This is a genomic window from Pseudomonas sp. EZ-C24 (assembly GCF_014525325.1).
GTDB lineage: Bacteria > Pseudomonadota > Gammaproteobacteria > Pseudomonadales > Pseudomonadaceae > Aquipseudomonas > Aquipseudomonas shirazensis.
Map to the genome: position 1 here is coordinate 65,915 of NZ_JACDIU010000030.1, position 13,385 is coordinate 79,299.

12 protein-coding genes are annotated in these 13,385 nt (G+C 62.7%); 1 reads left to right on the top strand and 11 read right to left on the bottom strand.

Annotated features, from left to right (window positions below):
* Positions 1 to 47: 47 nt before the first annotated feature.
* Both IDM28_RS20755 and IDM28_RS20760 read right to left on the bottom strand, forming a co-directional pair.
* Positions 48 to 206 carry a YqaE/Pmp3 family membrane protein gene (locus tag IDM28_RS20755; protein ID WP_101322414.1) on the bottom strand — a complete coding sequence of 53 codons (159 nt, stop codon included), beginning with the start codon at positions 204 to 206 and terminating at the stop codon, positions 48 to 50.
* A gap of 173 nt (positions 207 to 379) precedes the next feature.
* Positions 380 to 1,603 (bottom strand): aspartate aminotransferase family protein, encoded by a 1,224-nt coding sequence (locus IDM28_RS20760; RefSeq protein WP_188036787.1) that lies wholly within the window; start codon positions 1,601 to 1,603, stop codon positions 380 to 382.
* Between the two features lie 167 nt (positions 1,604 to 1,770).
* On the opposite strand from IDM28_RS20760, the gene IDM28_RS20765 reads away from it, so the two are divergent.
* A complete protein-coding gene (locus tag IDM28_RS20765; RefSeq protein ID WP_101322416.1) occupies positions 1,771 to 2,694 on the top strand; it encodes a LysR family transcriptional regulator in 924 nt (307 codons plus the stop codon).
* Positions 2,695 to 2,949: 255 nt separating this feature from the next.
* Here the strand turns inward: IDM28_RS20765 and IDM28_RS20770 are convergent, their stop codons facing one another.
* The 9 genes from IDM28_RS20770 to bioB all read right to left on the bottom strand — a co-directional run bounded on the left by IDM28_RS20770 (position 2,950) and on the right by bioB (position 13,307).
* Entirely contained in the window at positions 2,950 to 4,728 is a 1,779-nt protein-coding gene (locus IDM28_RS20770) for an acyl-CoA dehydrogenase C-terminal domain-containing protein (RefSeq protein WP_188036788.1), read from the bottom strand.
* A gap of 136 nt (positions 4,729 to 4,864) precedes the next feature.
* A complete protein-coding gene (locus tag IDM28_RS20775) occupies positions 4,865 to 6,148 on the bottom strand; it encodes a sensor domain-containing diguanylate cyclase (RefSeq protein ID WP_101322418.1) in 1,284 nt (427 codons plus the stop codon).
* A gap of 210 nt (positions 6,149 to 6,358) precedes the next feature.
* Entirely contained in the window at positions 6,359 to 8,164 is a 1,806-nt protein-coding gene (locus tag IDM28_RS20780; RefSeq protein WP_101322419.1) for a phenylacyl-CoA dehydrogenase, read from the bottom strand.
* Between the two features lie 266 nt (positions 8,165 to 8,430).
* Positions 8,431 to 8,727, bottom strand: coding sequence for a pyrroloquinoline quinone biosynthesis protein PqqE (locus tag IDM28_RS20785; protein ID WP_101322420.1), 297 nt, complete (start codon positions 8,725 to 8,727; stop codon positions 8,431 to 8,433).
* A 124-nt stretch (positions 8,728 to 8,851) separates the two neighbouring features.
* The gene (gene bioD / locus IDM28_RS20790) at positions 8,852 to 9,532 is read right to left on the bottom strand and encodes a dethiobiotin synthase (protein ID WP_101322421.1); all 681 of its coding nucleotides are present in this window, start codon (positions 9,530 to 9,532) and stop codon (positions 8,852 to 8,854) included.
* 1 nt (position 9,533) lies between these two features.
* A complete protein-coding gene (gene bioC, locus IDM28_RS20795; protein ID WP_188036789.1) occupies positions 9,534 to 10,358 on the bottom strand; it encodes a malonyl-ACP O-methyltransferase BioC in 825 nt (274 codons plus the stop codon).
* Positions 10,351 to 11,082 carry an alpha/beta fold hydrolase gene (locus IDM28_RS20800; RefSeq protein ID WP_101322423.1) on the bottom strand — a complete coding sequence of 244 codons (732 nt, stop codon included), beginning with the start codon at positions 11,080 to 11,082 and terminating at the stop codon, positions 10,351 to 10,353. Before IDM28_RS20800 ends, bioC begins: the two co-directional genes overlap by 8 nt.
* Positions 11,075 to 12,247 (bottom strand): 8-amino-7-oxononanoate synthase, encoded by a 1,173-nt coding sequence (gene bioF / locus IDM28_RS20805; RefSeq protein WP_188036790.1) that lies wholly within the window; start codon positions 12,245 to 12,247, stop codon positions 11,075 to 11,077. The genes IDM28_RS20800 and bioF overlap by 8 nt, the downstream gene beginning before the upstream one ends.
* 1 nt (position 12,248) lies before the next feature.
* Positions 12,249 to 13,307: a biotin synthase BioB gene (gene bioB, locus IDM28_RS20810; protein WP_150571154.1), complete on the bottom strand. Its 1,059-nt coding sequence runs from the start codon at positions 13,305 to 13,307 to the stop codon at positions 12,249 to 12,251.
* Positions 13,308 to 13,385: the final 78 nt, after the last annotated feature.

The following is a 13,385-nucleotide window of genomic DNA, read 5'->3' on the forward strand; positions in this document are numbered from 1 at the left end:
AGTTCCCCGCAATTGCAACAGAGGGCCGCAGCGCGGCCCTCGTCACGTCAGCGCTTGGCGATGATATACACCGCGTGGATGATGCCGGGGATATAACCCAGCAACGTCAACAGGATGTTCAGCCAGAACGCACCGGCAAAGCCGACCTGCAGGAACACGCCAAGCGGCGGCAGAAGGATCGCGATAATGATGCGAATGAAGTCCATGCATGTCTCTCCGTCAGTGGTTACTACACAGACTCGCGCGCTTGCGCAGAGGTTCCGCAGGCACAACATCTTGCGCTAAAGGCAAAAAAACGCCCCGGGCCGAATAAGACAGGCCCGGGGCGATGCGCAGAAACGCCAGACGGTTCGTTGAAATAAGTGAGCGCTATTGCCGATCAGGCGCGCATCTCGCGACGGTTGTGCTGTTGCCCGTGCAGCCGGGCAAAGGCTCTGGCCAGCTTAAGCAGCATCTCGTCGACAAGCCCGCGGCTAATCGTCAGCGCCGGGGCAAAGCGGACTACATCGGGCTGGGGCGCCTGCAGCAACAAGCCCTCCTGCAATGCCGCCTGCACCAACGCTGGCGCCACCTCATCGTGTAACTGCAGCGCCCACAGCAGACCCTGCCCACGCACCTCGCCATGACCATAACGGCCGGACAACCTGCTCAGGCCTTCGCGCAGGTGGCGGCCGCGGTCCTTGATCTGCTCGAAGAAGCCAGGCGCGAGCACGCTCTGCAATACCGCCAGGCCGGCCGCGCACATCAGTGCATTGCCGTGCTGGCTGCCTTGCAGCTCGCCAGGCTCGGCGCAGCAGGCGCTACCGCGGGCCAGCAGCGCGGCGATCGGCACGCCACCCCCCAGGCCTGTGCCAAGGGCGATAATGTCGGCACGCACGTCATATCGCTGTTCGGCCAACAACGCACCGCAGCGGCCGATGCCGGTCAGTGCTTCGTCGAAAATCAGCAGAATGCCCAGCTCGCGGCACAGCCGTTCGACACCCTGGAGATACTCGCGGCTGGCCGGGATAACGCCGGCCTCGCCCTGGATCGGTTCGAGCATGATCGCGACCGTGCGCGAGTCGACGGCGGCGTGCAGTGCGCTCAGGTCGTTGAACGCCACCTGGCTGAAGCACGACGTATCCAGACCGCGCCCGTGGCAGGCCTGGCTGGCCGTAATGACATGATCGGCGCCGCTGCGATGCAGTTGGCCCCATTTACGCGCCAGGCGGATCGCCGCTGCGCACGCTTCGGCACCGCTGTTGAGCAGGTACGCCTGGTCACTGCCGGTGCTCTGGCAAAGTTTCTGCGCCAGCAGCAACTGGTTGTGGTTGGTTAGCTGCCCGCCGCAGTTAAGCAATGTCTGGGCCTGAGCACTCAGCGCTTCGCTCACCACTTGCGGGCAATGGCCGAGACTGTTGCCTGCACTGCCTTGGGTGAAGTCCAGATAAACCCGACCGTCGTTGTCCCATAACCACGAGCCCTGCCCACGCACAAAAATCGGCGCAGGCAGCGCGGCGGACGCCATCAGCCATTCGCTCGATAGCGACGCGGCAGCTGCCGGTGCTGCTGGTACAGGTTCGACCACCGCGACACCTGGCCGGCGCAGCTTGAACAGATTCATCAGAACTCCAGACCGATCTTTCAGCGTGGCCTATCAAAAGTGTTTTTCAGCGACTGCAACAATCGGTCGCTGCAACAGCAGGTAAATGCTTGAAAACGCCGCTAGACTAGGCACAACCGGGCACCCTGGCCATTTCGATTTCCCAGCTTTTTCGATAAGTATTGCTTATGGATTTTCGCCAACTGCGTTATTTCGTCGCGGTCTATGAAGAAGGCCACGTCGGCCGTGCTGCCGAACGTCTGTCACTGTCGCAGCCGGCCTTGTCCCAGCAGATTCGGCAGCTGGAACACAGCCTCGACCTGAGCCTGTTCGAGCGCAGCAACAAGCGCCTGCTGCCGACACTGGCCGCGCACACCTTGTACAACCATGCCCAGCCCTTGCTCGACGGCTTGCAGCGCGCCCATGAGGCTATGCGCAGCTTCAAAGGCCAGGCACTGCGTACCCTCGCCATCGGTGTCCTGCAGACCGTCCGCCCCGGGCTGGTACCGCAGTTGCTGGAGCGCGTGCGCCGGGCGCAGCCGCACTTGGTGGTGCAGATCTACGAACTGTCGGGGCTGGAGATCGAGCGGCGTCTGCTCAATGGCAATCTGGATATCGGCATCAGCTATCTGCCGCCGCGCCAGGCAGGCCTGCACGGGCTGATGCTGTATGAAGATGAGCTGCAACTGGTCATCCCAGACACCCACCCGTTGAAGGACTTCAAGAAGGTCTCGATCAGGCAGGCGGCTGAATTGCCGCTGCTTATGCTGGGTGAAGAGTTTCAGATCCGCCAGATCTGGAAGGAGCAGCTGGCCAGCCAGGGCCGCAGGCCGCAGGTACAGGCCGAGATGAACAACATGGCGGGAATCCTCGACAGCCTGGCGCACACCTCGCTGGCAACCATCCTGCCAGGGCGCGCCAAGGCAGCGGCCGAGGATGATCAAGGGCTGCTGTGGAAGCCCCTCAGCGAGCCGCGCGTACCACTCAAGGTTGGCCTGGTGTTTCGCGATGCGCAGCGCCAACAGGCGTCGCTGGAGCTGTTGCGCACATTGCTCGAAGAAGAAACCGACGGGCGCCCGCTGGGCGTGTCGCCGCTGGACGTACTGGGCTGACGGTAAAAACCACGCAACAAAGAAAACCCCGCCTAAGCGGGGTTTTCCAGACTGTTTCCCTGACATCCCTATCGCCTCACCATCCTGGCGAGATTCCTTCGTGTCCCTGTTCTGTCCTTTACGCTTCCTGCGTTCCGTCCATGTGAGAAATATTAGCTGTGGATCCAATCTGAAGATAGAGGCGAAAAGTCACCACGTCGTGTAGGAAAAGGCTTACAAATCACCCCAGCTTTGTTACGGCATGTGATCAAGGTGTCAGAACTGCGCAGCGTCCAACAGATACAGCGACTCGCTACCCGCCTTGACCGACGCCACCAACGAATCCACCCGCGGCAGCAACCGCGCAAAGTAGAACCGCGCCGTGCCCAGCTTGCCCTGATAGAAGGCCGCATCGCCCTCGCCTGCCTTGGCTGCCTGGGCCATACGCGCCCACATATAGGCATAAGCGACATAGCCGAACGCGTGCAGGTACTCAACCGAAGCTGCACCGATCTCGTTCGGGTTGAGCTTGGCCTGCTCGATAACCCACTCGGTCAGCCCATCCAATTGATCCAGGGCAGTGGCCAATGGCTGGGTAAACTCGCCCAGCTCGCTATCGGCACCAGCCACGAACTGGCGAATTTCGTCGGCAAACACCTGGTAGAGCGCGCCACCGCTGGCGACCACCTTACGGCCCATCAGGTCCAGCGCCTGAATGCCGTTGGTGCCTTCGTAGATCTGGGTGATGCGCGCGTCGCGCACCAGTTGCTCCTGGCCCCACTCACGGATGTAACCGTGGCCGCCAAACACCTGCTGGCCATGCACGGTGCACTCAAGCCCGGTGTCGGTCATGAACGCCTTGGCCACCGGTGTCAGCAACGCCACCAGGTCCTCGCTGCGCTTGCGCGTGGTCGGGTCTTCGCTGTACTTGGCGTTGTCCAGTTGCAGGGCAACGTAGGTGGAGAATGCTCGACCGCCTTCGATCAAGGCTTTCATGGTCAGCAGCATGCGCCGCACATCCGGGTGGACGATGATCGGGTCGGCGACTTTGTCTTTTGCCTGTGCGCCGACTGGCGAGCGGCTTTGCAGGCGATCGCGGGCGTACTCGACGGCGTTCTGATAAGAGCGCTCGGCCGAGGCCAGGCCTTGAATACCGACGCCCAGGCGCTCGTAGTTCATCATGGTGAACATGGCCGCCAGGCCCTTGTTCGGCTCGCCGACCAGGTAGCCGACCGCGCCGTCGAAGTTCATCACGCAGGTCGCCGAGCCCTGAATGCCCATCTTGTGCTCGATCGAGCCGCAGTGGGCCGAGTTGCGCTCACCCAGGCTGCCGTCGTCGTTGACCAGGAACTTGGGCACCAGCAGCAGGGAAATGCCCTTGGGCCCCGCGGGTGCGTCCGGCAGCTTGGCCAGCACCAGGTGAATGATGTTTTCGGTCAGGTCGTGCTCGCCACCGGTGATGAATATCTTGGTCCCACTGACCTTGTAGCTGCCATCCGCCTGCGGCTCGGCCTTGGTACGGATGATGCCCAGGTCGGTGCCGGCATGGGCCTCGGTCAGGCACATCGAGCCCGCCCAGACGCCGCTGTACATGTTCGGCAGGTATTTGTGCTTGAGCGCTTCGCTGGCATGAGCGTTGATCGACAGGCAGGCGCCTGCGGTGAGCATCGGGTACAGCCCGAACGACAGGCTCGAGGCGTTGATCATTTCCTCGACCTGAGCCGAGATCGCCTTGGGCATGCCCATGCCGCCAAACTGCGGATCACCGCCAACACCGACCCAGCCGCCTTCGGCGTAGGTCTGGTAGGCCTCAATGAAACCGGCTGGGGTGCGTACGCTGCCGTTGTCCCAGTGGCAGCCCTCTTCATCGCTGGCGCGGTTGAGCGGCGCGATGCTGCGGGCGGTGACCTTGCCGGCTTCTTCCAGCACCGCCAGAGCGGTGTCCTGGTCGACCGCCTCGGCCAGCTCGGGCAGCTGTGCCCACAGCGTGGCCACGTCGAAGACTTCATTGAGAACGAAGCGCATATCACGCAGGGGCGCTTTATAGTCAGCCATGGACAACCTCTCACTAGTCGGGTCGGGGCGGTCCTGGCAAGGACCGCGGCACTGGAGTGAAATCAGTGTAACCGAACAACTTTTGCGAGACATAGGGTCATCACGTGACCCTATAGTCAACCCCAGTCAACCTAAGTCATGCCATTCGCACAGCGCCGCGGCGTGATTGGTGGCCGAACATCACTACACAGTTACGCCCGGCAGCCTTGGCGCTGTACAGCGCCTCGTCGGCAGATTTGAGCACCGCCTCGGGGTTGCGGTGGTCGATCAAGCGTTCGGCCACGCCGATGCTGATGGTGACCGATACGGTAGCGCTGGCCGAGCCGCTGCGCCGTTGCCGGCCGGCGCTATCGTCCTGCGGGCGGCTGTTCTGGTCGCGCAGCTGGATGGCGTAGTTGGCGATCATCTCGCGTACCGCTTCCAGATGCGGCAGACACTCTTCGGCAGTCTTGCCGGCGAACACCAGGGCGAACTCTTCGCCGCCATAGCGGTAAGCCCGACCGCCCCCCGTCACTTTCGACAGCCGGCTGGCAACCAGCCGCAGCACCTGATCACCGACGTCGTGGCCGTGGGTATCGTTGAATTTCTTGAAGTGGTCAACGTCGGTCATGGCAATCACGTAGTTGCGCCCCAAGCGCTGCATACGCTCGTTCAGCGCACGCCTGCCAGGCAAGCCGGTGAGCTCGTCGCGGAAGGCCATCTGATAGGCCTCATGGGCGACCGCTGCGGCGATCATCAGCATGACCTGGCTGCACATGATGTTCAGGGTGAACGGCAGGATGAAGGTTTTCGGCAACATCCACAGCAGGCCCAGCAAGCCGATGATCTGCGCCGCATGCAGCGGTCGCGGCTGGCGCAGGTACTGCACCGCCAGCAGGATGAAAACGATGACGAAGACCGGGTACGCCAGCTGGATCAGGCTCATCCACTGACCGTGCAGCGACGGCCAGCGGATCTCCGCCAGCCAGCCCAGCAGCGCCTCCGGAAAGCTCTGCTGCAAGGCCACCGCCACGCTGCCGACGGCAAACAGCACGGCAAAGCGGGCGAGCATGTCCTGGGCCAGATGAGTGCGTTCCTGCCAGGCGGCGAACAGGCCGAACAACGCAGGTAGCAGCAGGCAGACCAGGTGAAAGATCACTGCAGCGTCTTCACGCACGCGGCCGTTGTCGCGATAGAAGTCGGTCTGGGTGTCGAGCAGGTAGTAAGCGATATACACCGTGACCATCACAAACAGCTCACGCTGCCGACGGTACACCGCGCAATAGGCGCCGCCGAGCAGCAGCACCATGGTTGGCAGCACATTGAACAAAGACGTGAAGAAGACGCTGAGGTCTCTCACATAGGCCGCCGCCAGCCCCGACACCAGTAACACCAGTGACGGCAGGAAATGGCTTACGCGTACAGCGGATAACTGAAACAAGGGTATCTCCAACCCGGCAGATCAATAATGGCATTGTGCCTTTACTTCATCGGCAGCGCACATGAATAGATGAATACACCAGATGTTTAACGGCAGGCGTGGAGCCAGGCTTAGCTTTTTCTGTGCATGGCGCTACGCGGCCCGGACGAGCGCTCACAAAAAAACCGCCTGCCGGTGAGGGCAGGCGGTTTTTGATGTTGCCAGCGCGGCTTAGATGGCCAGGCCGAAGTCTTCTTCTTTCATCGCCATCAGGTTACCGGCACCGGACAGCATGGTCGCTGCATGGGTGCGGGTACGCGGCAGGATACGCTGGAAGTAGAAGCGTGCGGTCTGCAGCTTGGCGGTGTAGAACGCTTCTTCGCTGGTGCCGGCGGCGAGTTTTTCAGCTGCCAGACGGGCGATATCAGCCCAGAAGTAGGCCAGGCAGGCGTAGCCCGAGTACATCAGGTAATCGACCGACGCGGCACCGACCTCTTCACGGTCTTTCATGGCGGCCATGCCGACTTTCATCGTCAGTTCGCCCCACTCCTTGTTGATCGCCGCCAACGGCTCGACGAATTCCTTGACCGCTTCGTTGCCTTCCTGGGCCTGGCAGAACTTGTGCACGATTTTGGTGAAGCCCTTGAGCGCTTCGCCCTGGGTCATCAGCACTTTACGCCCGAGCAGGTCGAGGGCCTGGATGCCGGTGGTACCCTCGTAGAGCATCGAGATGCGGCTGTCGCGCACGTTCTGCTCCATGCCCCACTCGGCGATGAAGCCATGGCCGCCGTAGATCTGTACGCCATGGTTGGCGGCTTCGAAACCGACCTCGGTCATGAACGCCTTGGCGATCGGGGTCATGAAGGCCAGCAATGCATCGGCCTTCTTGCGGGCTTCTTCGTCCTTGCTGTACTTGACGATATCGACCTGCTGCGCGGTGAAGTAGACCATCGCTCGGTTGCCTTCGGCAAAGGCCTTCATGGTCAGCAGCATGCGCCGTACATCAGGGTGGACGATGATCGGGTCAGCGGCCTTTTCAGGTGCCTTGGGGCCGGTCAGCGAGCGCATCTGCAGACGATCGCGGGCGTATTTAAGGCCACCCTGGAATGCCACTTCAGCGTGGGCCAGGCCTTGCAGCGCGGTACCCAGGCGAGCGGTGTTCATGAAGGTGAACATGCAGTTCAGGCCTTTGTTGGCCGGGCCAATCAGGTAACCGGTAGCGCCGTCGAAGTTCATCACGCAGGTGGCGTTACCGTGGATGCCCATCTTGTGCTCGAGCGAGCCGCAGCTGACGCCGTTGCGCTCGCCGATGGCGCCATCGGCGCTGGGCAGGAACTTGGGCACGATGAACAGCGAAATACCCTTGGTACCAGCAGGGGCATCCGGCAGCCGCGCCAACACGATGTGGACGATGTTGTCGGCCATGTCGTGCTCACCGGCCGAGATGAAGATCTTGGTCCCGGAAACCTTGTAAGAGCCATCCGCCTGCGGCTCGGCCTTGGTCCGCAGCATGCCCAGGTCAGTGCCGCAGTGCGGCTCGGTCAGGCACATGGTGCCGGTCCATTCACCGGTGACCAGTTTGCTCAGGTAGGTGTCCTGCTGCTCGGCGGTGCCGTGCTCGGAAATGGTGTTCATCGCGCCATGGGACAGGCCTGGGTACATGCCCCAGGACCAGTTGGCTTCACCGACCATCTCGCTGACCGCCAGGCCCAGCGACTCAGGCAGGCCCTGGCCGCCGTGAGCAACATCATGGGCCAGGCTCGGCCAGCCGCCTTCGACGAACTGTTTGTAGGCTTCCTTGAAACCAGTCGGGGTCTGCACACCCGACTCGCTCCACTTGCAGCCTTCGAGATCGCCAACGCGGTTCAGCGGCGCCAGCACGTTCTCGCAGAACTTGGCACCTTCCTCAAGGATCGCATCGACCATGTCGGGCGTGGCTTCCTCGCAACCCGGCAAGCTCTGGTAGTGCGCTTCATAGCCGAGCAGTTCGTCGCGAACGAAGCGAATATCACGCAGAGGGGCTTTGTATTCAGGCATTGCGATGAACCTCTTGAGGAGTCCGGTGGAGTGAGCGCCGACAGCAACCGGCACTCGGTCAAACAGTTGTTTGAAACTTACGTTTAGGTGCAAACAAAGTCAAGAAGGGACTATGGTGCCATTTACGTCGCGAAACATGGCGTATCTGCCATGTGCCCGTAAATGCAACTGCGGGCCTCACTGCAGAGGGCAACCGAGCAGACAACGGTGTTGTCTGGTCAGCGCCATCGCAGTCAGGCCCGCAGAGGTTTCAGCGAGATTAGCAATCAGGCGTAGGTGTCGATGAAGCGGCCGAGCAGTTCGTCGGAAGCCTTGGCGACTTTCACACCAAGCTCGACTTCAGTCTTGCCCAGCGCCAACTGCACCGTGCTGGTGGCCATGTCCATTTGCTGGCTGCGGTCGACGGCGCGCAAGCGCTCGGCCTGATAGTCGCTGGACTGGCTGGTGGCGGCACGTTCGACGGTGCCGTTGGCGATCTGGCTGGCGGCCTGATCAACGCGGTTCTGGCCCGCCTGAATGGCGCCAAGACCTGCGTAGTAGGCAGAGCTACCGGTGATTTCCATGTCAAAACTCCGATGACGCTGGATAACGGACAAACTTCATTAAAGCAGGCCAACGCCGAAAAGGCCCGTTTAAATCGCTAATAGCCTAGTGCCATTCGATAGACCGAGGGTATGCGCGCGGAGCTTAATCAAGCAGGTCAAGCTGCAGATGTTCGGCCACGGCATCGGCGCTGGCTTGCTTGAGTTTGGGCACCCGCCCCAGGCACGGCGCGGGCAGGCGTTCAGCGAGGCTGGCCAGGTTTTCTTCCAGCCGCGAGGTGCGCGGCTCAATCACATTGGCCACCCAGCCGGCCAACTGCAGGCCATCGCGGGCAATCGCTTCGGCACTTAACAGCGCGTGATTGATGCAGCCCAGGCGCACGCCGACCACCAGGATCACCGGTAGCTTCAGCGCGATCGCCAGATCGGACAGGTTGGCATGGTCCGACAACGGCACCCGCCAACCGCCGGCACCTTCGATTAAGGTGAAGTCGGCGCCCTCTGCCAGAATCCCCTGCATCGCCTTGAGCAAAGCAGGCAGCGCCAGCGCCACGCCCGCTTCGCGCGCAGCCAGGTGCGGGGCGATTGCCGGCTCGAAAGCGAACGGATTGACCCGTTCATAAGGCAACTGGACGGTACTTTGATCAATCAGCGCTAACGCATCGGCATTGCGCAGGCCCTTGCTGGTCACCGCGCATCCCGACGCCACCGGCTTGGCCGCGAGGGTGCTCAGACCTTGCAGCCGGGCCGCATGGAGCAAGCCGGCAGCGATGGTGGTCTTGCCCACGTCTGTGTCGGTACCGGCAATGAAATACGCTTGGCTCATGTCATTCCCCAGCCTGCTGAGGCTTGCGCAGCACGGCATACACCACCTGATAGGTGGCCGGCAGGCCGGAGGGCTGGCGCCAGTGTTCGTAGGCCTGCAGCAAACCCTGCATGCGCGCCCGCCCCGTTAGGCCGGCCGGCCGGCCAGGGTTGAGGTTATGCGCACCCAGCGCCTTCAGTTCATGGGTCAGGCTGCGTACATCGGGGTAGTGCAGCACCTGCGCCCGCTGTTGCAGAGCCAGCAACTGCAGGCCGCTGCCGGCACACAGCCGCTGGTAATCTTCGAACCGGCGGAAGCGGTTGACGTGGACCATGCCGTCTACTGCCTGCCAACTGGCGCGCAACTCTTCCAGAGTGCCTACGCACAGGCTGCTGAACGCCAGCACTCCACCAGGGCGCAACACCCGCTGTGCTTCGCTGAGCACGCTGGCGAACTGGCTGCACCACTGCACGGCCAGGCTACTGAAAATCAAATCGACACTGGCGTCCTGCAGCGGCAGGCGTTCGGCATCGCCGACCACGTGGAACTGCGCGCCACCTTGCTGCCGAGCGTGATCTAGCATGCCTTCGGCAATGTCGACGGCCACGCCGACAGCGCCGGCAAAGCGCTCGGCCAGCACGCGGCTGAAGTGACCGGTACCGCTGCCCAGGTCGAGCCAGCGGCTTGGGGTGAGATCAGCCGGCAACTGCTCGAGCAAAGCCACACCGACGGCGCGCTGCAACGCGGCAACGCTGTCATAACTGGCAGCAGCCCGCGAAAACGACGCCGCCACCTGGCGTTTGTCAGGCAAGCCGCCCGGCAGGGTCGGATGGGACAGATCAGTCATCGCCGCTCTCGTGCAAAAAAATCTTGATGCCCGCCGCCAGGTCCTGCGGATATTCCAGCAGGAAGGCATGCGAGGTGTTTTCAACCAGACCGACCTCGACGTCCGGGACCAGCTCGCACAGCGCCTTGGCTGCCTCTGCCGGGACCAGCACATCGCTGCCGGCAAACAGGTGCAACTGCGGCCCGGTGTACTCCACCAAGGCGTCGCGGGTATCCAGCTTGCCCAACACCTCCAGGCCGCTCATCAGGTACAGCGGATCAGTGCTCGGCAAGCCGACATTGAGTTGCTTGAGCACGGCCAACTGATCCGGCGCACCCTGGGTGCACAGCGAGCGAAAGCGCTTCAGGGTGACCTGCAGATGGCTGCGACAGCCGTCGGCAAAGGTGCTGAAGGTGTCTGCCGGCATGCCGTGCGGCCAGTCGGCGCGGCTGACGAAACTAGGATTACTGGCCAGGGTCAGCAGGCCGCAGCAGCGATCACCGCGTTTGCGGGCCAGCTCGCTGGCGAGCATCCCGCCCAGTGACCAGCCACCCAGCCAGGTGTCCTGGGGCAGGGTGCGATCAAGATGGTCGACCCAGGCCTGGACATCGCCGTCGGGCAATTCCGGCAGCGCCAGCAGGTCGACCTGCAAGCGCGGATCCTGCGCGCGCAGGCTTGCCGCCAATGGATGCAGTGCAGCAGTACCCAGCCCCCAGCCGGGCAAGAGAATCAGGCGATTACGCATCGGCGCGCTCCAGTTGTGGATAACAGTCTGCCAATGCATTCAACAATAGCTGCACCTGCGCCTCGGTGTGCGCCGCGCTCAAGGTCACCCGCAGCCGCGCACTACCGGCTGGCACTGTCGGCGGGCGAATGGCGGTCACCAGCAAGCCGCGTTCGCGCAGCATCTGCGACAGGCGCACAGCACGGCCGCTGTCGCCGATCAGGATTGGCTGAATCGGCGTCTGGCTGTCCATCAGTTGCAGGCCGATCTGCTCTGCCCCCTCGCGGAACTGGTGGATCAACGCCGCCAACTGCTCGCGCCGCCAGCTTTCGTCACGCAGCAGCTGCAGGCTCTTGAGCGTGGCGCAGGCCAGCGCCGGCGGTTGGCTGGTGGTGTAGATGTAGGGCCGAGCGAACTGCACCAGTGCCTCGATCAAATCATCACTGCCGGCAACAAACGCACCTGCGGTGCCGCAGGCTTTGCCGAGGGTGCCGATCAACACTGGCACCTGATCCAGACCAAGGCCGAAGTGCTCGACGATTCCGCCGCCGTTGGCGCCCAGGGTGCCGAGGCCGTGGGCATCATCGACCATCAGCCAGGCATTCGCTGCGCGGGCGGTCGCGGCCAGTGCGGGCAAGTCGGCGAGATCGCCATCCATGCTGAACACGCCATCGGTAACCACCAGGGTATTGCCGGTCGCCCGCTGCAGGCGGCTGGCCAGGCTCTGCGCATCGTTGTGCAGATAACGATTGAAGCGCGCACCGCTGAGCAGGCCGCCATCGAGTAGCGAAGCGTGGTTGAGGCGGTCTTGCAGCACCGTATCGCCCTGCCCGACCAATGCGGTAATGGCACCGAGGTTGGCCATGTAGCCGGTGGAAAACAGCAGCGCACGCGGCCGCCCGGTCAGCTCGGCCAGGGCTTCTTCAAGCTGGTGATGCGGGGTGCTGTGGCCGATGACCAGATGCGAAGCACCGCCACCGACCCCCCAGCGCTCGGCGCCGGCGCGCCAGGCAGCGATCACCTCAGGGTGATTGGCCAGGCCGAGGTAATCATTGTTGCAGAAGGCCAGCAGCGGCTGGCCATCGACCACCACCTGCGGCCCCTGCGCGGTCTGCAGCAGCGGCCGTTGCCGATACAGGTCGGCCGCACGCCGTTCGGCCAGGCGCGCGGTGAGGTCAAAGGCCATTTCAGGCCGACGCTGCGTCGTAGAACATCTCGCTGCTGCGCTGCTCGACCAGGGCCTGCTCGATGGCTGCCTGATGCACTTCGTCAGCATGCTCTTCGCGCGCTTCCGGCTTGATCCCGAGGCGGGCGAACAGCTGCATGTCCTTGTCGGCTTGTGGGTTGGCCGTGGTCAGCAGTTTTTCGCCGTAGAAGATCGAGTTGGCCCCGGCCATGAAGGCCAGCGCCTGCATCTGCTCATTCATCTGCTCACGCCCGGCCGACAGCCGTACGTGCGACTTGGGCATGAGAATCCGCGCGACCGCAAGCATACGGATGAAATCGAATGGGTCGACGTCGGCTTCTTCAGCCAGCGGCGTGCCGGCAACCTTGACCAGCATGTTGATCGGTACCGACTCAGGATGCTCGGGCAGGTTGGCCAGCTGAATCAGCAGCCCGGCGCGGTCGTCCAGCGACTCACCCATGCCGAGGATGCCGCCGGAGCAGATCTTCATGCCGGCGTCGCGCACATAGGCCAGGGTCTGCAGGCGCTCGCTGTAGGTGCGGGTGGTGATGATGCTGGTATAGAACTCAGGCGAGGTGTCGAGGTTGTGGTTGTAGTAGTCCAGGCCAGCCTGAGCCAGCGCGACAGTCTGGTCCTGGTCCAGCTTGCCGAGGGTCATGCAGGTTTCCAGGCCCAATGCCTTGACCCCTTTGACCATCTCCAGCACGTAAGGCATGTCTTTGGCCGACGGATGCTTCCAGGCCGCGCCCATGCAGAAGCGCGTCGAGCCAATGGCTTTGGCGCGGGCGGCCTCTTCCAGCACCTTTTGCACTTCCATCAGTTTTTGCTTTTCCAGCCCGGTGTTGTAGTGGCCGGACTGCGGACAGTATTTGCAGTCTTCCGGGCAGGCGCCGGTCTTGATCGACAGCAGGGTCGAGACCTGCACACGGTTGGGATCGAAATGCGCGCGGTGCACGCTTTGCGCCTGGAACAACAAATCATTAAAGGGCTGCTGGAACAGCGCCTTGACCTCGGCCAGGCCCCAGTCGTGACGTGTTGTAGCAATTGTGCTGGCGCTCATCGGCGTTTCCTTATCTAGGCTCTGACTGGCGCGCAGGCCAAGAAAGCCGCCAGCGCATCACGGATAGGCGCAATATTT

Coding starts and splice junctions, on each gene's coding strand:
- IDM28_RS20765 (WP_101322416.1), top strand. CDS start 1,771: ATGGATTTTCGCCAACTGCGTTATTTCGTCGCGGTCTATGAAGAAGGC.
- IDM28_RS20760 (WP_188036787.1), bottom strand. CDS start 1,603: ATGAATCTGTTCAAGCTGCGCCGGCCAGGTGTCGCGGTGGTCGAACCT.
- IDM28_RS20780 (WP_101322419.1), bottom strand. CDS start 8,164: ATGCCTGAATACAAAGCCCCTCTGCGTGATATTCGCTTCGTTCGCGAC.
- IDM28_RS20770 (WP_188036788.1), bottom strand. CDS start 4,728: ATGGCTGACTATAAAGCGCCCCTGCGTGATATGCGCTTCGTTCTCAAT.
- bioB (WP_150571154.1), bottom strand. CDS start 13,307: ATGAGCGCCAGCACAATTGCTACAACACGTCACGACTGGGGCCTGGCC.
- IDM28_RS20800 (WP_101322423.1), bottom strand. CDS start 11,082: ATGCGTAATCGCCTGATTCTCTTGCCCGGCTGGGGGCTGGGTACTGCT.
- bioC (WP_188036789.1), bottom strand. CDS start 10,358: ATGACTGATCTGTCCCATCCGACCCTGCCGGGCGGCTTGCCTGACAAA.
- bioD (WP_101322421.1), bottom strand. CDS start 9,532: ATGAGCCAAGCGTATTTCATTGCCGGTACCGACACAGACGTGGGCAAG.
- IDM28_RS20755 (WP_101322414.1), bottom strand. CDS start 206: ATGGACTTCATTCGCATCATTATCGCGATCCTTCTGCCGCCGCTTGGC.
- IDM28_RS20785 (WP_101322420.1), bottom strand. CDS start 8,727: ATGGAAATCACCGGTAGCTCTGCCTACTACGCAGGTCTTGGCGCCATT.
- bioF (WP_188036790.1), bottom strand. CDS start 12,247: ATGGCCTTTGACCTCACCGCGCGCCTGGCCGAACGGCGTGCGGCCGAC.